Genomic DNA, 22544 nt, shown 5'->3' with positions numbered 1-22544 from the left:
CGTACGTACGTCGGCATGCTAGAGCCGGGGCGTTCCAACGCAGGTTCCCCGCCAATGAATGCCCCTTCCGGGTTTACCGTGACCGCCGGCGCGCCGCCGTTCTTCGCCGCGCGCATCGCTCTCGTCTTCTGCGCGCCGATGATGGTCAACGGCATTGCGCTGCCGTTCTTCCCGGTCTGGCTGGAAACGCTGTCGATGAGCGACTTCCAGATCGGCGTCGTCCTTGCCGTGCCGATGTTCGTGCGCGTCTTCACCGCGCCGGTGGCCGGCATCATCGCGGACCGGATCGGCGAGCGTTCGATCGTGCTGCTCTGGTCGGCGCTGCTGTCGCTTTCGACGGCGCTCGCGCTCTTTGCGACCGGGTCCTTCTGGCCGGTGCTGCTGCTCTACACGCTGCAGGGCGCGGTCTATTCGCCCTATGTGCCTATCACCGAGGCGATCATGCTATCGGGCGTGCGGCGCTGGAATTTCGATTACGGCAAGATGCGCCTGTGGGGCTCGCTCGCCTTCATCGTCGCGACGATGATCGGCGGCTGGCTTGCCGGGCTCTACGGGGGCGCCATGGTGCTGCCGGCGATGGCGGTGGCCTTCGTGCTGACGGTGCTCGGCGCGGTGATCGCCCCCAGGATCGGCAAGCCGCGCCGCCCGTCGCCGATCGCCGCGATCGCCACCATGCCGACGAAGAGCACGCTGCGGCAGGCGGATGTGCAGCTCATGCTGATCGGCGTCTCGCTCGTCAATGCGAGCCATGCCATGCTGTTCGCCTTCTCGGCGATCTACTGGCAGAAGATGGGTTTCAGCGGGGTGGACGTCGGCATCCTGTGGAGCGCCGGCGTTTTTGCCGAGGTGGTCTTCTTCCTCTTCGCCGTCCAGTTGCGGCGCCGCTTCAATCTCTGGTCCATGATGACGGTCGGCTGTGCCGTGGCGGTCGGCCGCTGGATCCTCTTTCCCATGGAGATGTCCTTTTCCGGCTATTTCGCGCTGCAATGTCTGCACGCCTTCACCTATGCGCTCATCCACATGAGCGCGCAGAGCCGGCTGGTGGAGCGCGTGGCGGAGGAGCAGGAAGCGGCGGCGCAGGGGCTCTATTTCTTCTATACCGGCGTCTTCACGGCCCTCGCCACCTTCGTTTCGGGCTATGCCTTCAGCTGGTACGGCGTTCACGGCTTCTACCTGATGTCTTTCGTCGCCGCGGCCGGCCTCGTCTCGGTCGTCGCCGGCCGCATCGTCGCGCCGCGCGCTCAGCCCCAGAGCGCGGCGTCCGGCGGATAGACGGTCGAGCCCTCGTAGGTGAGGCCCGGCTCCCGGTCGCGGGCGAGCAGCAGCGGGCCGTCGAGATCGACGAAATCGGCGCCCTGCGCCAGCAGAACGGCCGGCGCCATGCCGAGTGACGTGCCGACCATGCAGCCCACCATGACCTTCAGCCCGTTCTCCTTCGCCGCCTCGCGCAGCGCCAGCGCCTCCGTCAGCCCGCCGGCCTTGTCGAGCTTGATGTTGATGGCGTCGTAGCGGTCGGCAAGTTCCCGGACGTCCTGCGCCTGGTGCACGCTCTCGTCGGCACAGACCGGGACGGGGCGGGCCGCGCCCCGCAGCGCCGAATCGTTGCCCGCCGGAAGCGGCTGCTCGACGAGGGCGATGCGCGCCTCGGCGCAGATGGCGAAGTGACGGGCGAGGTTTTCCGGGGTCCAACCCTCGTTGGCATCGAGGATGATGGCGCTTTCCGGCGCACCGGCGCGCACCGCGCGGATGCGGGCGGCGTCGTCCGCCGTGCCGACCTTGACCTTGAGCAGGGGGCGGGCGGCCTCCTGCGCCGCCTGCCGCTGCATCGCCTCGGGCTCGCCGAGGGAGAGCGTGTAGGCGGTGATGAGCTCCCGCGGCGGCGCGGCGTTGATCACCTGTGAGGTCGGCACGCCGGAAAGCTTCGCTTCGAGGTCCCACAGCGCGCAGTCGATGGCGTTGCGCGCCGCGCCCGCGGGCATGATCCGCGCCAGTTCCTCGCGGCCCATGCCGTCCTCCACGGCGCCGCGCATGTCCTCGATGGCGGCAAGCACGCCGGCGACCGATTCGCCGTAGCGCGCATAGGGAACGCACTCGCCGCGCCCGGAAAGGCCGGAACCGCCGATCGTGCAGGTCACCACCTCCGCCGTCGTCTTGGCGCCGCGGGAAATGGTGAAAGTGCCGGCAATCGGGAAGCTTTCGGTGGTGGCGAGCAATGTGCGGCGCATGGGGCTGATCCTGGCAGGCTTGAAAAAATCGAGGCGGGAAGGCCGCTTTTGCGGGTTCGTTCGGTGACAGACGGGCGGCGAGCCGGTAAGACAGGCGCATGTTGGCCCAAGCACGGGAAGATGCAAGAGACTTGACCGGCGCCCGTTCCCCCCTCGACATCGCGATCGAAACGCTGCCCGGCAAGGACGGGGAGGTCTGGCGCCTTTCCGGCGAATGGGTGAACACGACCGCGGTTGCCGCGAGCAAGCGGCTTGCGGATATCGGCCGCGGGCAGGGCGGCGCGCTGGAAATCGACCTCGGCGGCGTCACGGCCATGGATACGGCCGGCGCCTGGCTGCTGCGCCGGGCCATCACCGAGCGGCAGGGCGAGGGCGGCGCGGTGAGTTTCACCGACCGCGAAGGGACGCATTATGCCGACCTGATTTCGGCATTGCCGGAAAAGCTTGCCGAGCCGCGCGATGAGAGCGGCGGGAAAGGCACGCTGTTCGAGCGCGTCTTCGAGCCGATCGGCCGCAACGTGATGGAGATCTGGGACGATGCGGTCGCCGCCATGTTCATCCTCGGCTCGGCGGTGCGCGGCGCCCAGCTGAAGCTCGGACGGCGCAGCGGCGTGTCGCCCTCGGCGATCGTGCACCATATCGACCATATGGGCGTGCGCGCCGTGCCGATCATCCTCCTGATGTCCTTCCTCATCGGCGCGATCATCGCCCAGCAGGGCGCCTTCCAGCTGCGCTATTTCGGCGCGGAAGTCTTTGTCGTCGATCTCGTCGGCATTCTCCAGCTGCGCGAGGTCGGCGTGCTGCTCACCGCCATCATGATCGCCGGCCGCTCGGGCAGCGCGATCACGGCCGAGATCGGCTCGATGAAGATGCGCGAGGAGATCGACGCGCTGAAGGTCATGGGCCTCAGCCCGGTCGGCGTCCTCGTCTTCCCGCGGCTCGTGGCGCTGACCGTCGCGCTGCCGCTCCTCACCATCATCGCCAACTTCGCGGCCCTCGGCGGCGCGGCCTTCGTTGCCTGGTCCTATTCCGGCATCACCTTCGACACGTTCCTGTCGCGCCTACGCGAGGCGATCGACCTGTCGACCGTGGTGTCCGGCATGATCAAGGCGCCGTTCATGGCGCTGATCATCGGCATCGTCGCCTCGGTCGAGGGGCTGAAGGTGGGCGGCAGCGCCGAATCGCTCGGCCGCCACGTCACCGCCGCCGTGGTGAAGTCCATCTTCGTCGTCATCCTCGTCGACGGCCTCTTCGCCATGTTCTACGCCGCGATCGATTTCTGAGGACATCCATGGAGCAGGTTTCGGCAAAGACGGACGACGTGATGCTCTCGGTCAAGGACCTGACCGTCGGCTTCGGCAGCAATATCGTGCTCGACAAGCTCAATCTCGACATCTACCGCGGCGAGATCCTCGGCTTCGTCGGCGCCTCCGGCACCGGCAAGTCGGTGCTGATGCGCACGGTGCTGCGCCTGCTGCGCCGCCGCTCCGGTACGATCCGCATCTTCGGCCTGGATTTCGACAAGGCGAGCGAGGAAGAGCGTCTGGCGCTTGACATGAAGCTCGGCGTGCTCTTCCAGCATGGCGCGCTCTTTTCCTCGCTGACGGTCAAGGAGAACATCCAGGTGCCGATGCGCGAATATCTCGACCTGCCGCAGGCGATGATGGACGAGCTGGCGCGGCTGAAGATCGAGCTGGTGGGCCTTGCCCCGGAGGCGGCGAACAAATATCCCTCCGAGCTTTCGGGCGGCATGATCAAGCGCGCGGCGCTGGCCCGCGCGCTGGCGCTCGACCCGGCCCTCGTCTTCCTCGACGAGCCGACCTCGGGCCTCGACCCGATCGGCGCGGCGGAATTCGACGAGCTGATCGCCAAACTGCGCGACACCCTCGGATTGACCGTGTATATGGTGACTCACGACCTCGACAGCCTGTTTTCGGTTTGCGATCGCATCGCCGTCCTCGGGCAGAAGAAGGTCATGGTCGAAGGCACGATCGAGGACATGCTGGCCTTTGACGATCCCTGGGTGCAGTCCTATTTCCGGGGCAAGCGCGCGCGAGCGATCGTGCGGAAAACGTAAGGACGTGTCCGGGGCCGGCAGGCTCCGGCGGATGGAACTGCGAGCAGGATAGCCCGAAGCATGGAAACCAAAGCCAACTACGCCCTCGTCGGTTTCTTCACCGTCCTCGTCATGGCCGCCGCCTTCGCCTTCGTCTACTGGATGTCGCAGTATGGCCGCGGCGGCGAGATGGCGCAGCTGGCCATCCGTATCCCGGGCTCGGCGAACGGCCTCAGCATCGGTTCGCCCGTGCGCTTCAACGGCATTCCGGTCGGCTCCGTGCGCAGCCTTGCCATCGACGCCGACGACCCGCGCTTCTCCGTCGCCATGACGGAGGTCTCGACCAGCGCGCCGGTTAAGCAGTCGACGACCGCGGTCCTGGAGGTCCAGGGCCTGACGGGCGCGGCCTATATCGAGCTTTCCGGCGGCAGCGCGGGCGATCCGAACATCCTGCGCCAGGCCGTCGACAGCGAGGTTCCGGCCGTGCTGCAGGCGGAGCAGTCGAGCGTGACGAACATCCTGTCCACCGCCGACAAGATCCTGAAGCGGGCCGACGCGGCGATCACCGACATCCAGGGCTTCGTCGCCGATGCGCGCGGGCCGCTGACGACGACGATCCAGAACGCCGAGCAGTTCTCCGGCGCGCTCGCCCGCAACGGCGAGAAGGTGGACGAGTTCCTGCAAAGCGTCGGCGGCCTTTCGGAGACCTTCCGCAACCTTTCCGGCCGGCTCGATTCGACGCTCGCCTCGGTCGACGAGCTGATCAAGGCGGTCGACCCGAAGAAGGTCGAGGATTTCGTCGGCAATGTCGACAAGATCAGCAAGGACATCGCGGATGCGTCCGGCGACATCAAGGCCACCGTCGACGGCTTCCGCAAGACGGCCGAAACCTTCGATGCCTTCGGCAGGCAGGCGACGGTGACGCTCGACAAGGTCGACAGCCTCATCGCCGCGGTCGATACGCAGAAGGTCGGCGGCGCGATCGACAACATCTCGGTCGCGACCGCCGATGCCCGCAAGGCCATCGCCTCCGTCACCGGCGTTGCCGACCGCATCGGCGCGCGCGAGGAGGACATCGACCAGATCATCACCGACGTGCAGCAGATGAGCAACAAGCTGAACGCGGCCGCCACGCGCGTCGACGGCGTGCTCGCCAAGCTCGACGGTTTCCTGGGCGAGGGGGATTCCGAATCGCTCTTCGCCGAGGCCAAGGCGACGCTGCAGTCGATCAAGCAGGCCGCCGATACGCTGAACGGCCGGATCGGCCCGATTGCCGACGGGCTGCAGCGGTTCTCCGGCTCGGGCCTGCGTGACGTCGAGGCGCTGGTGCTCGACACGCGCCGCACGATCCAGAATCTCGACAGCGCGATCTCCGGTTTCGAGCGCAATCCGCAGCGCCTCCTCTTCGGCGGCGAGACGGTCAAGCAGTATGACGGCCGCAACCGGCGCTGAACCGGCCGTAAAGTGTGGCCCTATCCCCACAACTGCCAACCGCTGGTGGTCCAAGGCAAATTTGTCCGTCCGCGCAGCCGTGACAGCCTGTCGTGCCGCTGCTACACAGGCAGTTACAAGGGTTTGAGGACGACATGACGGGTTCGGGTAAGGGTTTGTTGCGGAACGGGACTGCGGCGCGCGCCGCGCTCGTCGCCGTTCTGGCGGCAATGCTCGCCGCCTGTGGCAGCACGCAGGCCAAGAACGATACGTTCGCGCTCACCTCCGTCGCCACCGCCGACGGCCCTTCGGCCAGGAGCCGGCAGATCCTCGTGCCGCCACCCTCGGCGCTGAAGGCGCTCGACGGCGAGCAGATCGTCATCCGCCCGTCCGCCTCGGAAATCCAGTATCTTGCCGGCGCGCAGTGGAGCGACAGCCTGAGCAAGATGGTGCAGGCCAAGCTCGTGCAGGCCTTCGAGAACACCGGCCGCCTCGGCGGCGTCGGCATGCCGGGGCAGGGCCTTGCGATCGACTACCAGATCGTCACCGACATCCGCGCCTTCGAGGTGCAGACGGCGGGCGCCGATGCGGCGGTGGTGGAGATTTCGGCAAAGCTGCTCAATGACCGCAACGGCACGGTGCGGGCGCAGAAGGTGTTTCGCGCGACGGTTCCGGTCGGCGGAACCGGCAACCCGGCCTTCGTGAAGGCGCTCGACGCGGCCTTCGCCGCGGTCACGGCCGATATCGTCGGCTGGACGCTGGCGTCGATCTGATTTTCTTGATGTGTTCGGTCGGTGATGCGGGGGTGCGAAAGCCCCTCATCCCGCTGCCGCGACCTTCTCCCCGCAAGCGGGGAGAAGGAGCAATTGGCATGGCTTTCCAAATCAGTGCGACGTCATTTGTCTGGGGAAGCCCACAAGGCGCTTCCCTTCGCCCCGCTTGCGGGGAGAAGGTGCCGGCAGGCGGATGAGGGGCCGCACGTCGACGCGCAGCCCTTCCCGTCAGGCGTTCTCAACGCCCTGGATGGCCGAGACCTTCCAGTCGCCGCCGTTGCGGCGCACGAAGGTCCAGATCTCGACGGCTTCCGTCAGGTTGTCCGGATCGCCGGAAACGAGCGCGCCGGTCGCGCGGTCGCGCATCACGTCGATGCTCTCGTAGCGCATGGCGACGGTGGCGTATTCCTCGGCGCCTTCGCGCCAGGCCTCGGCAATGTCGCCCTGCACGAGGTGGATGTCGCGCACCTCGTTCTTCAGGCCCTGGGTGGCGTTGTCGCCGAGTTCCTCGGCGAGGTAGGACATCGCCTCCGGCGTGGTGATCTGGCGCAGCGTGCGGAAATCCTCCGCCGCATAGGCCGCCTGCAGCTCCTTCAGCATGCTTTCGAACTGCTCGAGGTCGGCCTGCTTGATGCCGATCTCGTCGCCGCCCTTCGGCTGCGGCGCGGCCTGGCGGCTGCCGCCGCCGATGCTCGGGATCTTGAAGTCCGGGCCGCCGCCCGGCGCGGCGTTGCGGGCATGGGCGGCGCCGGCATAGGCGGGCGCGTTCTTCTGCGCGAACATGCGGCGCAGGAACAGGAAGACGCCGGCGATCAGCAGCACCTGCAGGATCAGGCCGAGGAAGCCGATGCCGCCGCCGAGGCCCTGGCCGAGCAGCATGCCGACGAGGCCGCCGAGCATCAGGCCGCCGAGCAGCGTGCCGCCGAAGCCGCCGAAGAGGCCGGGGCGCGGATTGGTGGCCGTGGCATTGCGGCCGGCGGAGGGCTGGGCCGACTGCTGGCGCGTCATGGTGCGGTCGATCGGCTGGGCATCCGTCGGTGCGGTGCGCGTCGTCGAGGGCGTCGAGAAGGTGCGGCTGCCGCGGCTGCCGAACCCACCGCCGGCGCGGCGCGCCTCGGCCACGTCCACCACCGTCATCATCACCATCACCGCGACCGCAAGCGTCGCCAGGATGCGTCCAAAGCCTTGTATAAAGATCATTTCCGTCTCTCTTCCCATGCGCCTTGTGGCGCGTCGGACCGGATATAGCGGCTGGAGGCCCGGATTTTAAGGTTCGGCGGCCGGAAATCGGCAGCCTGGGACGGTTTGCGCCATCAAAGGTGTGTTATCGGCGCGGCCAGGCAAGGCCCCTAACGCGAAACGGCCGCCTTGCGGGCGGCCGTTTGTCCGTGCTGTCGGGTCCGCTCAGCTGAAGCGGCCTGCCGCGTGGGCCAGCATGGTGTAGACCTTGCCGGTGTCCGAGGTGAGGTAGGTCTGCGTCATCACCTTGTCGCGGTCGTTGCGGGCCACATCGGCGAGCAGCTTCTCGAAGTCCGAGATGTAGCGGTCGACCGCGGTGCGGAATTCCGGCTCGCGCTCGTATTTGCGCTTGATCTCGTCGAAGGTCTGCTGGCCCTTCAGCGTGTAGAGGCGGCGCGTGAAGACGTCGCGCTCGCCGCGCTGGTAGCGGCGCCACAGGTCGACCGAGGCGTCGTGATCGATGGCGCGGGCGATATCGACCGAAAGCGAGTTCAGCGATTCGACGACATGGCGCGGGTTGCGGTTGTCCGGGCGGGCGGCCTGGCCATCGGAGCGCGGCTGGCCGAACTGGGCTTCCTCGCGCGAGACGGCGCCGCGCAGGAGGTCGCGCATCCAGCCGCCTTCGCCGGCGGTCTTGGCCTCGGTCTCCGCGGGCAGGGGCTGCGGCACGGTGGCCGCGGCGGCACGCTCGAGGCCGAGGCTGCCGCGCAGCTGGACCGGTTCCTCGCGGCGGGGCTCGACGCGGGTTTCCTGCACCAGCTGCTGTTGCTGGACGACCTTGGCCTGGACCACCGCCGGGCGGGAGACTTCCAGCGCGGAGGAGGACTTGCCGATGATGTCGGACAGGTCCTGCAGGGCCTTGATCTGCTCGCTGACGGCGCGGCGCATCTGGGCGGCGTTTTCCTTGGCTTCTTCCGGAAGGTCGAAGGCGCCGCGCTTCAGCTCGCCGCGGGTCTGGTCGAGCTCCTTGCGGATATCGGCGGCGGCGCGGCGGATTTCCTCGGTCGCGCCGGAGAACTTGCCGACGGCCTCCTCGACGGCCTCGCGCAGCGTCTCGCGCATGACGGTCGTGGCGGCTTCGGACTTCTTGCCGCTCTCGGCGAGCAGGCGATCGACATCGGAGAGCGAGGCGCCGACGCTGCCGCGCAGGCGGTTCGCCACTTCCCTGGTCCGCTCCTCGGCGCGGGCGAAGGAGCCCTCGACCGACTGGCCCGCTTCCTCGCCGGCCTTCATCAGCTGCTCGCGCAGCGAATTGGCGGCGGCCTCGGCGCGCTTCTCCGTATCGCTCAGGATGCGGCCGACTTCGGCGAACGAGCTCTGGATGCCGCCGCGCAGGTTGCCGGCGATGAGGTTGGAACGTTCCTCGGCGCGGCTGAAGGCGCCCTCGACCATGCCTTCGAGCGACTGCATGGTCTTCTCGATCTCTTCCGAGCGCTGCACGAGGCCGACGGAGAGCGAACGCAACGCATCCTGGCGTTCTTCCAGCGTCGAGACGAGGTTGGACTGGGCGGCGGCGAGCAGGTCGGAGGCCTGCGACAGGATCTTCGAATGATCCTCGAAGCGCCCGACGATGCTGCCGATCTGGGACAGCGTGCCGGCGGAGATGTCGGACAGGCGATCAACCTTGCCCTCGAGCAGGCGCGACGTGGTGGACACCATGTCGGAAGCGCGCTCGGCGGAGGTGGAGAAGCGCTCGGCCGTGCTCGTCAGGCGGCCGTCGATGGCACCGAGCGTCTGGCTCGCCGCGTCGACGATGCCGGCGATCGCGCCGTTGCTTTCCGAAAGGCGGGCGATCAGGCTTTCGACATTGGCCGCAAGGCCGCTTTCGATCTCGCGCATCGTGCCGGCGGCTTCTTCCGTGCGGCTGGTGATGGCGGCGAGCGTGTCGGCCGTGCGGGCGGAGATCGCGTTGATGAGCGCGGCGTTCTCGTTGCGCAGGCGTTCGGCGCTTTCGCGGGCAACGCCGCTGATGCGCTCGGCCGCGTCGCGGGCGACCCCGCCGATGCCCTCGGCAGCCTCCCGGCCGACGGTGGCATAGCTGTCGATGACGGGGCGGGCCTCCTCGTCGATCAGGCGGGCGAGCTCCTCGGTGCGGCTTGCCAGCATGGAGTTGAGCTCGCGGGTGCGCTCGTCGAGCGTCGAGCGGATGGAGGCGCCGCGCGCCTCCAGCGCCTTCTCGACGTCGCCGAGGCCGGCGCGCAGCGACTGGGCCTGGTCGGCGAGGCGGCTTTCCGTCTCGGCGAAGCGGGCGACGGCGGTCGAGGTGGTTTCCTCGACGGCGCGGGCGAAGGCTTCGTTGCGGGCCGACAGGTTGCCGGCGAACTCCTCGCCCGTACGGGCGATGTTTTCGGCGGCGCGCTGGGCTTCCGCGCCCATTTCCTGGGCCGCGCGGGAAACCGCGCCGCGCAGCGAGGAGCTGAGGCTGGCGAATTCCTCGCCGGTCTTGGCGAGCGACTGGGCCGAGCGGATCGCTTCGGCATCCATGTCCTGGGCGGCTTGCGAAACGGCATCGCGCAGCGTCGCGGCGAGGCCGGCGGCCTTGCCGTCGATCGTGCGGTTGACGTTGTCGAGACCGATGGTCAGCGCCCGGTCCATCGTGCCGAGACGTTCCTCGATGCGGCCGGTCTTCTCGTCGATCGTGCCGGCAATGCGCTCGGCGGCCTCGCCGGTGACGCGTTCGATGTCGCCGGTGCGGGCCGTGAGCGTGCTGTCGATGCGTTCGGCCGCTTCCCCGGCGATGCGGGCGATCTCGCCGGCGCGGTTCGCCAGCGTGCCGTCGATGCGCTCGGCCGCCTCGCCGACGGCGCGGCTGATCTCGTCGGCGCGGTTGACGAGGGCGCCGTCGATGCGCTCGGCGGCATTGCCGACGGTCGTCTCGATCTGGCTTGCCCGGTTGAGGAGCGTGCCTTCGAGGCGTTCGGCGGCTTCGCCGACGGTGCGGCTGATTTCGTCGACCCGGCCGACGAGGGCGCCGTCGATGCGTTCGGCGGCGTTGCCGACCGTCAGCTCGATCTGCGTCGCGCGGGCCAGCAGCGTGTCGTCGATGCGATCGGCGACCTGGCCCACGACGCGGTTGATCTCGTCGACGCGGCCCACGAGGACACCATCGATGCGTTCGGCGGCATTGCCGACCGTCATCTCGATCTGGGTGGCGCGGGCGATCAGCGTGTCGTCGATGCGGTCCGCCGCTTCCCCGGCAACGCGGGCGATCTGGTCGGCGCGGCTTGCCAGCGCGCCGTCGATGCGCTCGGCGGCTTCGCCGGTGACGCGCTCGATATCGCCGATGCGGCCGGAGAGGGCGCCTTCGATGCGCTCGGCAGCGCTGGCGCTGAGGCGCTCGATGTCGCCGACGCGGCCGGAAAGCGCGGCGGCGATGCGCGCCGTCGTCTCGTCGCCGATGCGCTCGACCTCGGCCATCGGCCGGGAGAGGGCGTCGGAGACGCGCAGCGAGACGTCGCCGCCGATGCGGTCGAGGTCGGTGAGGCGTTCCGACAGGGTGTCGGAAATACGCGAGGCGGCGGTGTCGACGAGGCCGGAGACGTGGTCGACGCTGTGCTCGATGCGGGCTTCCAGCTTGCCGAGATTCTCCTCGAGGCGGCTGCCTGTCGTGTCGAAACGGTTGGCGACGTTGTCGACCGTCTGTTCCATGCGGTTGCCGAAGGTGTCGGCCGCGTGAACGATCTTCGCGGAGGTTTCGACCAGGCGTTCGGCAACGGCGCCGACGCTTTCGCGCACGCGCTGGTCGAGCAGGGCGCCGCTGCCGTCGATGGTGCGGCGGAGGGCCTCCTCGTGCTGTTCCATCGACAGTTCCAGCATGCCGGCGCTGGTGGCGATCGAGGTGCCGATCGTGGTCACCTGGTCGTTCAGCGTCTCGGCGAGCTGGTTGCGGCCCTCGCTGATGGCGAGGTTGATCGCGTCGATGCGGTCGTCGAGCGTCGCGCGGATCTCGTCATGGGTGGAGGCGAGCGAACCGGCGAGCGTCGAGGCGCGGCCCGAGAGCTGTTCCATCGACAGTTCCAGCATGCCGGCGCTGGTGGCGATCGAGGTGCCGACGGAGGCGACCTGGTCGTTCAACGTCTCGGCGAGCTGGTTGCGGCCCTCGCTGAAGGCGAGGTTGATCGCGCCGATGCGGTCGTCGAGCGTCGCGCGGATCTCGTCGTGGGTGGAGACGAGCGAACCGGCGAGCGTCGAGGCGCGATCCGAGAGCTGCTCCATCGACAGTTCCAGCATGCCGGCGCTGGTGGCGATCGAGGTGCCGATGGTGGCGACCTGGTCGTTCAGCGTTTCGGCGAGCTGGTTGCGGCCCTCGCTGATGGCGAGGTTGATCGCGTCGATGCGGTCGTCGAGCGTCGCGCGGATCTGCTCATGGGTGGAGACGAGGGAGCCGGCCAGTTCCGACGCGCGGCCGGAGAGCTGTTCGGCGATGTTGGCGGCGCGGCCGGAGAAGGCCTCGGCGAACTCGGCCGCCTGGCCGTGCAGGACGCCCGTGAGCTGCTGGTTGCCCTCGGACAGGACCGTCTCGACGCGGTCTGCCGCCGCATCGATCGCGGACTGCATGGCGCCGGCGCTGTTGGACAGAACCGATGCGAGATTGGCCGTGCGGCCGGTGATGGCGTCGTCGATCTGGCGGGCGGCGCCCGTCAGGGCGTTTTCGACCCGGCTGGCGGCCGCGCCGACGGACTGTTCGAGCTGGCTGCCGGTCTCGTTCAGCATGGAGGAGAGGGCGGCGGTGCGCTCGGAAAGCGCGCCGTCGATGCGGTTGTGGCTGGCGGCGATCGTCGAGGAGATCTCGTCGGCGCGGGCACCGAGCGCGTCTTCCATGCGGGCCTGGGCGGCCTCGATGCCGCTGGCAATCGCGGTGCTGCGGGAATCCAGCGCCTCCGTCAGGCGGCGCTCGCTGCCCGAAATGCTCTCCACCAGCGCGCTGGCGCGGGCGCCGAGCGCCTCTTCCATGCGGGCCTGGGCGGCCTCGATGTCGGTGGCGATCGCCGAGCCGCGGGAATCCAGCGCCTCCGTCAGGCGGCGTTCGCTGCCCGAAATGCTTTCCGCCAGCGCATCCGCGCGGCTGCCGAAGCCGCTCTCGATGCGGTTCTGCACCTCGGCGAGACCGCCGAGCAGGGCCGCGGACTTTTCCGACAGGACCGCGCCCATGCGCTCATGCGCACCGCTGACGGCGCTGGAGATGGCGTCGGCATGGCCGGAAACGGCGTTTTCGATGACTTCCTGGCTGGTGGCGAGCGTGGTCGCGAGCGCAAAGGACTGGTCGGTGAGCGTGCTGCCGAGGCGCTCGATGCTGGAGGTGAGGATGCCGTCCATCGCCTCGCGGCCGCTGGCGACCGTCTCGTTGATGCGCGCGAGGCTTTCCATCAGCTTGCTGTCGAGCGAGCCGGCGCGCTGGTCGAAGGCCTGGGCGAACTCTTCCACGCGCTGGTCGAAGGCGCCGGAGACCCGGCCGACGGTCGCCTGCATGCGCTCGTCGAAGAAGCCGGTGCGCAGGTCGAGGTCCATGACCGTGTCGTCGGCGGCGTTCTTGAGGCTCTGGCGGAACTGCGCGCCCTTCTCGTCGAGCGCGGCGTTCATCGCCTGGAGAACGTCGTCGAGGCCGCCGGTGACGGCCTGCTGGCCGATCGACAGGCTTTCGCTGATCTCGCGGGTGCGGGCGATCAGCGTCTCGTTGAGCTGCTTGGCGCGCTCGTTCAGCGCGGCGTTCAGCTTCTCGGTGTTCGTGTCGAGCGAGTTGGCGCGGGTCTCGAACTGCTGCAGGAGGTCGCGACCGCGGGAATCGAGGGTCTTGGTGAGCTGGTCGAGGCGGCTGTCGAACTCGTTGGCGAGCGCGAGGCCGGACGAGCTCAGCGTCGACAGCAGGCTGTCGGTACGGGCCGACAGCATGGCGCCGATCGTCTGCGTCGCGCTGTCGGATTTTTCCATCAGCATGGCGGCGCGGGTGTCGAGCATCGAGGCGAAGGCTTCGCCCGAGGTGGCGAGGCGCTGGGTGAGGTTGTCGCCGGCGCTTGCCAGCTCGTCCTTCAGCTGCTCGTGCGCGCCGGAGATGGAAGAGCGGATGCGCTCGGCGTGGCTGACGATGGCCTCGCGCTCGGCGCCGAGTTCCTGGACGAGGGTGCGCACGCGCATCTCGTTGTCGGAATAGCTGCGCTCAAGCGCGTTGACTTCCGAATGCACGAGGGTTTCGAGCTCGGTGGCGCGGGCGATGGTGCGCTCGATGCCTTCGTTCATCGCGGAGACTTCGCGGCGCACCGCCTGGCCGACGGCCATGATGCGGTCGCTGGCGACGGTTTCCGGCTCGGAGAGGCGGAGCGCGACCTCCGCCATGGAGCGGGCGGCGCTGCGCAGTTCCTGGGCGCGGGAAATCATGATCGCGAAGGCGAAGAACAGCATGATCGGCATGACGATGGCGACGACCATGCCGATGGCGCCGGGCAGCGCCACGAGGTCGGCGACCGAGCGGATCTGCCAGATCTCGGGCGCATAGAGAAGGTTGGCGACGCCGAGACCGCCGATGACCCAGAGCACGGACATCAGGATGGCCATGCGGATCGAGGCGCGGCCCGAGCGCACGTCCAGCGATTTCAGGATCGCGGCCGGCGTCTTGCGGGAGCCGTCGTTGGCGGGCGTGAAGGCAGGCGTCTTCGGCGCCTGCTCGGGACCGTGGCCCCGTGCGGTCTCGCCGGAAGCAGGGCGATTGGCAGGTTTTTCCTGCGTCTTGTTGGGAACGCTGTTAGCTGGTTCGGGCACATGGGCTTCCGAAGCGTCCTTCTTCGAGGGCGTCTCCGGCGCTAGATCGTCAAAGTCGATTTTCAATGCTTCTTCAAGGGCCTGGAAGGCCTTGTCGTCGATCGACTCGGTGGACTTGTTCGTCGCCATGCGGTTACGCCTCGTTACCATATCCGGGATCGGGCTTCATGCGCGCTGCCGCTGCTCAGGCGCATTCGAACCGGTCCGGTTGGTGGCCGGTCTTGCTGCATACCCTCATGGCAAGCAGCGTCCGGACCGCCGTTCATTCCAAATTCGCTCGATAGACCGAAAAGGCGAAGCGGTGTATCTCCGCCCACGGCTTATCCACCGGGACTATCCGGTCGTATCGTAGTGACACATTAGCCTGTATCACACAATTCATTGCCATCTCCCTTCGCCCGAAACTTAACAGGAAGTTAACATCGGGCGATTCTGTATCGCGATGGAAACCTTGCGAAAAAGGCAATTTTTCAGCCGTTAACCATAGTTTGCGATTCATGCCCATTTTGCGCCGTCTTTTAATCGGATAGCCGCGCCGGCCGCGCAGAATGGCTGTCCCATGTCCCTGTATGGAGCGGCGAATACACCCGTCCCGCATCGACATCTGCGTGCACCACAAGGAAACAAGCGTAAACCGCGTCTATAAGGATATTGGCAAATGGCAGCGCTCAACATCGCATTCGAGGCGCCCGACAATGCAGGCGGCATGTCCCATTCCGGGGAAAAGCCGATCGATCTGGTACATCTGGCCCGCCAGACCATGGGCGACAAGGGGCTGGAGCTGGAAGTGCTGCAGATGTTCGCACGGCAGGCCCGCGCGAGCATGAAGGAACTGGCGGCCTCGGAAGGCGCGGCGCGGAGCGCGGTCGCCCACCGTCTCAAGGGCTCCGCCCAGTCCGTCGGCGCCACCGCCGTCAGCAAGACGGCCGCGGCGCTCGAGGACAATCCGGCCGATGCCATCGCGCTGGCCGGCGTCGCCGCCGCCGTGGTCGAGGCGGAAAACTTCATCCTGAAACTCTGCCGCTGATCGCCGCAGGTCCTGCCGCGTGTCTGAAGCGCATCGCGATCCGACAGATCCGCTTCCTGCGCTTCAGGCCCTTGCTTCACCGCCCGTCGCTGCCGCAAAACCACCGCGCCCGTTGCGCGACGGGCTTTAGCGCTGCGGGAAAAGCCGGCGTCGCACCCGGACCATCCGGAACCTGCCGGGCGCGCGATGTTGACTGGGGAGGGGTTTTGTTGGAAACGTCCGCGGAAAACCGGCGGGCCGACCACCTTTCCGCCGGCCGTTCATTCGTCCGCCCGGGCAGCGCCATCGCCCGCCCCGGGCAGTCTTGAGGATCCGGAAGCCATCATGAGCAAACTCACCATCGTCGCCTTCGACGGCACGCGCCACGAACTGGATGTCGCCAACGGCTCCACGGTCATGGAAAATGCCGTGCGCAACTCGGTGCCCGGCATCGAGGCCGAGTGCGGCGGCGCCTGCGCCTGTGCGACCTGTCATGTCTATGTCGACGACGCCTGGAGCGCGACCGTCGGCCCGCCGGAAGCGATGGAAGAGGACATGCTGGACTTCGCCTACGAGGTGCGCCCGACCTCGCGGCTCTCCTGTCAGATCAAGATGTCGGATGCGCTCGACGGGCTCGTGGTCCACGTTCCCGAGCGCCAGGCCTGACATCTTTCCTTCAGACTGATTGAGGCAGCGGCCGAATCCGACCCGGGTTCGGCCGGCATTTTGTGTCTCTTCTTCGCGCATGAAGAAAAGATCGCGGGTTTCTGGGGGCTCGCAAGAATAGAAGGGCAAAAAAAGAGCCTCGCCGGTCGGTCAGGACGAGCGAGGCCAGGAGGGCGCATCGCAGGCAGGAGAGGGAGGAGACACCTGCTGCTTTGGTAAGGACGCGCCAGGAGAACCTGTTACAAACCGCTTCATGCAACTTCGGGAAGGAAAATCGTCTTCCCGTTCACTGTTGGTATAAAAATACGGCGATTTGCGGAATTGCGCTATCGCTAAAACTAACCAGTCATTTCATGCATGGAAAAGCGCCCGGGCCTTGGCCCGGTCCCGTTCCACTGAAGCTCTTCCAGGAAATACCTGCCTGCAGCGCGCGCCTTTACTCGGTGCGGTTCTTCAGCCGGTGCACCAGGAGGCGCATCATCCGGTCGTTGAAGTTCTTCGATTCGATGCGGTCGAAGCGCGCCTGGTCGGCATCGTGCTTGGAGACGGCATCGGCCGTCGCCCGGTCGACGCGCGCCTGCATGCGCTCGCAGTCGGCTTCGGGCCGCAGGGTCTTCAGCGTGCGTTCCAGGTTGCGGGCGTGGGTGCGGGCGATTTCGGCGTGGCGCTCCTCATGGCGCTTGATGTCGCTCGAAAGCGTATCCCAGATGAGCGCGAGCGACGGGGTGGCGCGCTTGCGGTTCTTCCAGCGCGGCAGGATGATCTCGGTGGAGAGGGTCACCCGCGCCTCGCCGACGGCGCAGCGGCTGCCGCGGCGCACATAGGTCACCGAGCCGCCCCATTTGATCCGGGTGGCGCCGGGATGGCGCGAGCCGCTGCGCTTCATCACCGGTCCGCGTTTCGACAGCTCCTCGTCGAGCTCGGCCGCCGTGCGCCCGCCGACGGAAAAATAGGCGAAGGATTTCGAGGTGATGGTCTCGGCGCGGGCCGGCGGGACGGCGAGGCAGGCGAGGGCGGCAAGGGCCATCAGGCGGGCGATGGTCGTCATTCAGTCAGCATTCCTTTCGCCACCGGATCGTCCGATGCACAGGCCGGCTGAAGGCGCCGGTTGAACTTCCCCCAAGCTTGGGGCATAGGCACGGCGAGCGCAACACCCTTTCCGGGATGCCGCTCGATACCCTTAACTTCAAACCCGTTGATTTAAAGCTAAGGGTGTCGGGGAGATTCTAACGTATCGTAGCGTCCCCGGCGCGCGGCGCCGTCGTTGACTGCGGGAGGAAACCGCCATGTTCTCGCCATTCGAACCCTTTCGCTGGGCGCTCGCCCATGGCCGGTCCCTGGAGCTGGGCCCGCGCGGCATTCTGATGGCGATCGTCAACGTGACGCCGGATTCCTTTTCCGACGGCGGCCGGTTCGACAGCGCCGACAAGGCCGTGGCGCAGGCCATCCTCTGTCTCGAAGAGGGGGCGGAGATCGTCGATATCGGCGGGGAATCGACGCGCCCCGGCGCCGCTGCCGTGTCGGCGGCGGAGGAGCAGGACCGCATCCTGCCCGTCATCGAGGCGCTTTCTGGCACGACGGACGCGCTCATCTCGGTCGATACCTACCGGGCCGGGACGGCGCGGCTTGCCGTTGCGGCCGGCGCCCATATCGTCAACGACGTGCACGGCCTGCAGCGCGAACCCGACATTGCCGGCATTGCCGCCGAAACCGGGGCGGGGCTCTGCATCATGCATACCGGCCGTGACCGCGAGAAGCGGCCGGATGTGGTGGAGGACCAGTATCTCTTCCTCGGCCGCTCGCTGGAGATCGCCCGGGCCGCGGGCATCGCGCGCGAGGCGATGGTGCTCGATCCGGGCTTCGGCTTTGCCAAGGATACGGAGGAGAGCCTCGAACTGATGGCGCGTTTCGGCGAGCTTTACGGCTTCGAACTGCCCATCCTGGCCGGCACGTCGCGCAAGCGCTTCGTCGGCGCCGTCACGGGGCGCGAGGCGGAAGGCCGGGATGCCGGCACGGCCGCCACCACCGCGCTGCTGCGGGCTGCCGGCGCGGCGGTCTTCAGGGTGCACGATGTCGCAATCAACAGGGATGCGCTGGCGATGGCGGATGCTATGCTCGCCGCGGGGCGCAAGGTGACGGCACGCGAGGCGCGCGCCTGACAGGCAGCCAGACAGGAAAGACCATGACCACCACCTACACGATCACGCTCAAGAACTGTGCCTTCTTCGCCCGCCACGGCCTGCACGATGCCGAGGAATTCCTCGGCCAGCGGTTCTTCGTCGACGCGGAGCTGGAGGTCAAGCCGCTGCGCCCGCTCTCCGACGACGCGATCGAATCGACCGTCGACTATGGCGTCGCCTTCCAGGAGATCGAGAAGATCGTCACCGGCCAGCGCCGCTATCTCATCGAGGCGCTGGCGCAGGAGATCGCCACCGTGCTCTGTGCCCGCTTCCCGCAGATTTCGCGCGCACGCATCACGGTGCGCAAGCCGAATGCGCCGGTGCCGGGCGTGCTGGACCATGTGCAGGTGACGGTCGATCATGCCGTTTGAGCCCTTCCGCCGGGCCGCGCTCGGCCTCGGCGGCAATATCGGCGATCCCGTGCGCGCCATGGCCGAGGCGCTGCGGGCGCTGGACGCGCGGGACGATTGCCGCGTCACGGCCGTCTCGCGGCTCTACCGCACGCCGCCCTGGGGAAAGACCGATCAGGACTGGTTCTTCAACGCCTGTGCGCTGGTCGAGACGACGCTCGCGCCCGAGCCGCTGCTCGACACCTGCCTTGCCATCGAGCGCGACATGAAGCGCGAGCGCAAGGAGCGCTGGGGCCCGCGCACCATCGACATCGATGTCCTGACCTATGAGGGCGTGGCGCAATCCGGCGGGCGGCTGGAGCTGCCGCATCCGCGCATGACGGGGCGCGGCTTCGTGCTGATGCCGCTTGCGGACGTGGCGCCCGACCTCGCGGTCGAGGGACGAACGGTGGCCTCCTGGCTGGAGGATGCGGATGTCGCGGGCATCGAGCCGGCGAGCGCCGGACCGGAATGGTGGAAGACTACTTGATCGAGCCGACGGCGATGTCGTCGAGATTGCGGTCGAGCGAGACGCCGATGACCGGCACCATCTTGTCCTCGACCTTCACCGAGATGGTGATGTTCATCTTGTTGTCGCCTTCCAGGCGCGCGATCATCGCGCCGTTCAGCTTCTGCCGGTTGATGCCGACGACCACCTTGTTGCCGTTGACCTGGCCGGAGGTGATGTCGAGGCCCTTGCCGGCGGCGCCGTCGAGGAACTTGCCCTTGTAGGTGCCGCCCGACCGGGTGATGAGGGCGGACATCGGCTGCTTGAAGACGCCGACGCGGCAGAAGCCGTCGAGCTGGATGCCGGCGCCCTTGGCCGGCGTGGTGTCGCCCGTCAGGTCGCAGGCGAACTTGGTGCCCTTGTACTTGCCCGCGACGATCTCGCCCTTGCCCTGCCAGCTGCCGGTGACCTGCTCGAAGAAGGCCTTGTCGCGCGGGCCGGCGGAGGCGGGAAGCGCGACGGCGGCGGCTGCGAGGAAGGCCGCTACGGAGACGCGGGCGATCAAAGAAGTGCGCGAGTACATGAACGATCCTTGATGGGCGACGGCCATCCGGCCTGCTTGTGTGCGACGAGATTTGCGCGAAAATGGTTAATGGACGGTTTCCGCCCGTCTTGCCCTTCGTCATTTACCCGCGGTGCAGGCCCGCAAAACCGGGGTGTTGCAACGATCCCACAGTGCTGCGGCGTCCTTTGCGCGCCGTGATTGAAGCACGGCGCCGCAGATTACGCCTCGTCGCGCCGGCCGCCCGCCATGTTCGGCGTCAGGTCGCCGATGAAATCGCCGATGCCGGGCCGTTTCAGCGCGCGGAAGGGCATGGGCCGGCAGAGGTCCATGGCGGCGATGCCGATTCGCGCCGTCATCAGGCCGTTGATGACGCCTTCGCCGAGCCGGGCGGAGAGTTTCGAGGCGAGCCCGTGGCCCAGCACCTGCTGCACCAGGCTGTCGCCCATGGCGATGGAGCCGGTGACGGCAAGATGGGCGATGACGTCGCGCATCAGCCGCAGCATGCCGATCTTGCCGGGGCGCCCGCCGTAGAGCTCCGCCATGCCGCGCACCAGCCGGCTGCTCTCGTAGATGACATAGCCGAGATCGACCAGCGCCCGCGGGCTGACGGCGGTGACGATGGAGACCCGCTTGGCGGCGCCGAGGATCAGCGCGCGCGCCTCGCGGTCGAGCGGCGCCATCAGCTCGCGCTCGGCAAGGTCGACGAGGTGGGCCGCGTCGATGATCTCGCCTTCGGTCTCGGCAAGGCGCGCGCGCCCGCGCGCCGTCTGCGGCCGGGCGGCGACGAGATGCACGAGGCGGGCGAGGATGGCACGGCCGACCGACGGGCTCGGCGAGAGGGCGGCCTCGGCGACGTCGCGCTTGAGGTCCTGCACGGCGGCGAGGCGGCGCAGGCCGATCAGCTCGCGCGCGACGAGGCCGAAGACGGCGAGGACGGCGATGGCGGCGGCGGCGACGGCAAGATAGCCGAGCCAGTCGTTGCGGCTGAAGAGATCGCGGATCAGCGCATCGACCCAGAGGCCGATGGCGAGCGAGACGAGGAGCCCGAGCGCGCCGAGGGCGATGCGGCCGAGCGTCAGGCGGCGCTTGCGCGGGGTTGCGACCGGCGGCGTCAGGTCCGGCAGGTCGGCGGTGGTGGCGATGAAGGGATCCTCGGCATCCGGCGTCAGCGTGACGGCGTCGTCGAAGGCGGCGGGAGCACGGGGCTTCGTGCGCTCGGGCGGCTGCGGGGAGCCGGCGGGCAGCGAGAAGGCGGCGGGCTTGCGCGGGCGGTCGTTCATGCGAGCCGGTCTCCGATCAGGTATTGCAGCGCGCGGTCGAGGCGGATGTGCGGCACGGAGAGCTTCAGGCCGCCGCCCGTCTCCTCGATATGCGGCGGGCGGAAGCGCACGAAGTTCAAGAGATGCGGCGCCTCACCTTCAGGCAGGGATTCAAGTTCCTTGAAAAGCGAATCCGGATCCTTCGGCAAGTCCCCGGGAAATATGGCTGTTTTCCGTTCGCCGTCAAAAATCTCGCCGTTGATCCGCTCGCCGGCCATGGGCACGCCGACGATGACCGGCAGGTCCTCGCCTTCGTGCTTGACGGTCGCCTCGCGGGTGGCGCGCACGGACGCGAGCGCCATCACCTCGATGCCGGCGCCGCTCATGCCGATGCGCTCGATGGCGCGCTCGACGAGGCGGCGGGTGACGGCTTCCAGCCGCGCATGGCTCTCGTGGTGCAGGTGGTCGGCCTTGGTGGCGGCAATCACGATGCGGTCGATGCGGCGCGTCACGAAGGAGGAGAGGAAGCTGTTCGCGCCGGCGCGGAAACAATCGAGCACGTCGCCGAGCGCGCGCTCCAGGTCATGCACGGCCTCGGCGCCGCGGTTGATCGCCTGCAGGGCGTCGATCAGCACGATCTGCCGGTCGAGCCGGGCGAAGTGCTCGCGGAAGAACGGGCGCACCACATGCGTCTTGTAGGCCTCGTAGCGGCGCTCCATCATGGCATGCAGCGATCCCCTGGCGGGGTGGCCTTCCTGAAGGTTCGGCAGCGGCGCGAAGGTGAGGGCGGGCGAGCCTTCGAGATCGCCGGGCATCAGGAAACGGCCGGGCGGCAGGGTGGAGAGCGAGCGCTCGTCGGATTTGCAGGCCTTCAGGTAGGCGGTGAACGCTTCCGCCAGCGTGCGCGCCGTCGCTTCCTCGGCTTCGGCGGCAGGGTCCATGGTGGCCGACAGCGCCAGCCAGTCGCGCGCCAGCTCCGCGCGGATGCCGGACTGCGCCAGCGCCACGGTGTTCGCGCTGAAGGCGCGGAAATCCTGCGCGAGCAGCGGCAGGTCGAGCAGCCATTCGCCGGGATAGTCGACGATGTCGATCGACAGCCGTCCGGGCGAGAAGAGGCGCCCCCAGCCGGAGGCGCTCTCATAGTCGAGCGTCAGGCGCAATTGCGATATGGCGCGGGTCGAATCCGGCCAGAGGCGGTCGGCGACCAGCGCGCGGATATGGTCTTCGTACTGGAAGCGCGGCACGGCGTCGTCCGGCTGCGGCTCCAGCCGGATTTTTGACACGCGCCCCGAGCGCCCCGCCTCGAACAGCGGCAGGCGGCCGCCGTTCAGGAGATTGTGCACGAGCGAGGAGATGAACACGGTCTTGCCGGCGCGCGACAGGCCCGTCACGCCGAGGCGGATCGACGGGTTGACGAGATTGGTGGCGCGGCCGGTCAGCGCGTCGAGCGCGAGCAGGGCTTCGTCGGTCAGGGTGGTCAGGCTAGGGGGCAAGGTCTCTTTCCAGCATCGAAGGCGATATAGGAAACGAAATCCGGCGGAAAAAGAGGCCGGC

17 protein-coding genes are annotated in these 22544 nt (G+C 68.0%); 10 read left to right on the top strand and 7 right to left on the bottom strand.

Going from position 1 to position 22544, the window contains the following annotated elements:
* Positions 1 to 54 precede the first annotated feature (54 nt).
* On the top strand, positions 55 to 1272 hold the full coding sequence (locus tag AABQ55_RS15435; protein WP_272805629.1) for an MFS transporter: 1218 nt from the start codon (positions 55 to 57) through the stop codon (positions 1270 to 1272).
* On the opposite strand, the gene dgcA is transcribed toward AABQ55_RS15435, so the two are convergent.
* Positions 1242 to 2225 (bottom strand): N-acetyl-D-Glu racemase DgcA, encoded by a 984-nt coding sequence (dgcA, locus tag AABQ55_RS15430; protein ID WP_272805628.1) that lies wholly within the window; start codon positions 2223 to 2225, stop codon positions 1242 to 1244. The two genes, AABQ55_RS15435 and dgcA, sit on opposite strands and share 31 nt — an antisense overlap.
* A gap of 98 nt (positions 2226 to 2323) precedes the next feature.
* Between dgcA and AABQ55_RS15425 the strand changes: the two genes are divergently transcribed.
* The 4 genes from AABQ55_RS15425 to AABQ55_RS15410 all read left to right on the top strand — a co-directional run bounded on the left by AABQ55_RS15425 (position 2324) and on the right by AABQ55_RS15410 (position 6485).
* Positions 2324 to 3508 carry an ABC transporter permease gene (locus AABQ55_RS15425; RefSeq protein ID WP_272805627.1) on the top strand — a complete coding sequence of 395 codons (1185 nt, stop codon included), beginning with the start codon at positions 2324 to 2326 and terminating at the stop codon, positions 3506 to 3508.
* An 8-nt stretch (positions 3509 to 3516) separates the two neighbouring features.
* Positions 3517 to 4302 (top strand): ABC transporter ATP-binding protein, encoded by a 786-nt coding sequence (locus AABQ55_RS15420; RefSeq protein WP_244769657.1) that lies wholly within the window; start codon positions 3517 to 3519, stop codon positions 4300 to 4302.
* 60 nt (positions 4303 to 4362) lie between these two features.
* Positions 4363 to 5733 carry an MlaD family protein gene (locus AABQ55_RS15415; protein ID WP_244769658.1) on the top strand — a complete coding sequence of 457 codons (1371 nt, stop codon included), beginning with the start codon at positions 4363 to 4365 and terminating at the stop codon, positions 5731 to 5733.
* A gap of 134 nt (positions 5734 to 5867) precedes the next feature.
* Positions 5868 to 6485 (top strand): ABC-type transport auxiliary lipoprotein family protein, encoded by a 618-nt coding sequence (locus AABQ55_RS15410; protein WP_244769659.1) that lies wholly within the window; start codon positions 5868 to 5870, stop codon positions 6483 to 6485.
* 228 nt (positions 6486 to 6713) lie between these two features.
* Here the strand turns inward: AABQ55_RS15410 and AABQ55_RS15405 are convergent, their stop codons facing one another.
* Positions 6714 to 7685, bottom strand: coding sequence for a Tim44 domain-containing protein (locus AABQ55_RS15405; RefSeq protein ID WP_272805626.1), 972 nt, complete (start codon positions 7683 to 7685; stop codon positions 6714 to 6716).
* A 204-nt stretch (positions 7686 to 7889) separates the two neighbouring features.
* The gene (locus tag AABQ55_RS15400) at positions 7890 to 14606 is read right to left on the bottom strand and encodes an apolipoprotein A-IV repeat region-like domain-containing protein (RefSeq protein WP_272805625.1); all 6717 of its coding nucleotides are present in this window, start codon (positions 14604 to 14606) and stop codon (positions 7890 to 7892) included.
* Between the two features lie 529 nt (positions 14607 to 15135).
* On the opposite strand from AABQ55_RS15400, the gene AABQ55_RS15395 reads away from it, so the two are divergent.
* Positions 15136 to 15504 carry an Hpt domain-containing protein gene (locus AABQ55_RS15395; RefSeq protein WP_272805624.1) on the top strand — a complete coding sequence of 123 codons (369 nt, stop codon included), beginning with the start codon at positions 15136 to 15138 and terminating at the stop codon, positions 15502 to 15504.
* Between the two features lie 324 nt (positions 15505 to 15828).
* Positions 15829 to 16149: a 2Fe-2S iron-sulfur cluster-binding protein gene (locus AABQ55_RS15390; protein ID WP_023512203.1), complete on the top strand. Its 321-nt coding sequence runs from the start codon at positions 15829 to 15831 to the stop codon at positions 16147 to 16149.
* Between the two features lie 436 nt (positions 16150 to 16585).
* Here the strand turns inward: AABQ55_RS15390 and AABQ55_RS15385 are convergent, their stop codons facing one another.
* Positions 16586 to 17197, bottom strand: coding sequence for a DUF922 domain-containing Zn-dependent protease (locus tag AABQ55_RS15385; protein WP_443021096.1), 612 nt, complete (start codon positions 17195 to 17197; stop codon positions 16586 to 16588).
* 238 nt (positions 17198 to 17435) lie between these two features.
* On the opposite strand from AABQ55_RS15385, the gene folP reads away from it, so the two are divergent.
* Genes folP through folK form a run of 3 tightly spaced genes read left to right on the top strand, consistent with a single transcriptional unit; the run spans position 17436 to position 19208 of the window.
* Positions 17436 to 18308: a dihydropteroate synthase gene (gene folP / locus AABQ55_RS15380; protein WP_272805623.1), complete on the top strand. Its 873-nt coding sequence runs from the start codon at positions 17436 to 17438 to the stop codon at positions 18306 to 18308.
* A 23-nt stretch (positions 18309 to 18331) separates the two neighbouring features.
* The gene (folB, locus tag AABQ55_RS15375; RefSeq protein WP_133035251.1) at positions 18332 to 18700 is read left to right on the top strand and encodes a dihydroneopterin aldolase; all 369 of its coding nucleotides are present in this window, start codon (positions 18332 to 18334) and stop codon (positions 18698 to 18700) included.
* Positions 18690 to 19208 (top strand): 2-amino-4-hydroxy-6-hydroxymethyldihydropteridine diphosphokinase, encoded by a 519-nt coding sequence (gene folK, locus AABQ55_RS15370; protein ID WP_272805622.1) that lies wholly within the window; start codon positions 18690 to 18692, stop codon positions 19206 to 19208. Before folB ends, folK begins: the two co-directional genes overlap by 11 nt.
* Here folK and AABQ55_RS15365 read toward each other — a convergent pair.
* From AABQ55_RS15365 to AABQ55_RS15355, 3 genes are all read right to left on the bottom strand, one after another.
* On the bottom strand, positions 19201 to 19749 hold the full coding sequence (locus AABQ55_RS15365) for a hypothetical protein (RefSeq protein ID WP_244769666.1): 549 nt from the start codon (positions 19747 to 19749) through the stop codon (positions 19201 to 19203). The genes folK and AABQ55_RS15365 overlap by 8 nt on opposite strands.
* Positions 19750 to 19949: 200 nt before the next feature.
* The gene (locus AABQ55_RS15360) at positions 19950 to 21011 is read right to left on the bottom strand and encodes a YcjF family protein (protein ID WP_272805621.1); all 1062 of its coding nucleotides are present in this window, start codon (positions 21009 to 21011) and stop codon (positions 19950 to 19952) included.
* Positions 21008 to 22483, bottom strand: a complete 1476-nt coding sequence (locus AABQ55_RS15355; protein ID WP_272805620.1) for a YcjX family protein — start codon at positions 22481 to 22483, stop codon at positions 21008 to 21010. The genes AABQ55_RS15360 and AABQ55_RS15355 overlap by 4 nt, the downstream gene beginning before the upstream one ends.
* Positions 22484 to 22544 lie beyond the last annotated feature (61 nt).

Origin of the sequence: Shinella sp. WSD5-1, assembly GCF_963942435.1 — a bacterium.
In the GTDB taxonomy this organism is placed as follows: domain Bacteria; phylum Pseudomonadota; class Alphaproteobacteria; order Rhizobiales; family Rhizobiaceae; genus Shinella; species Shinella yambaruensis.
Note: the sequence above shows the minus strand (reverse complement) of the source record. Positions and strands in the feature narration are given on the sequence as shown.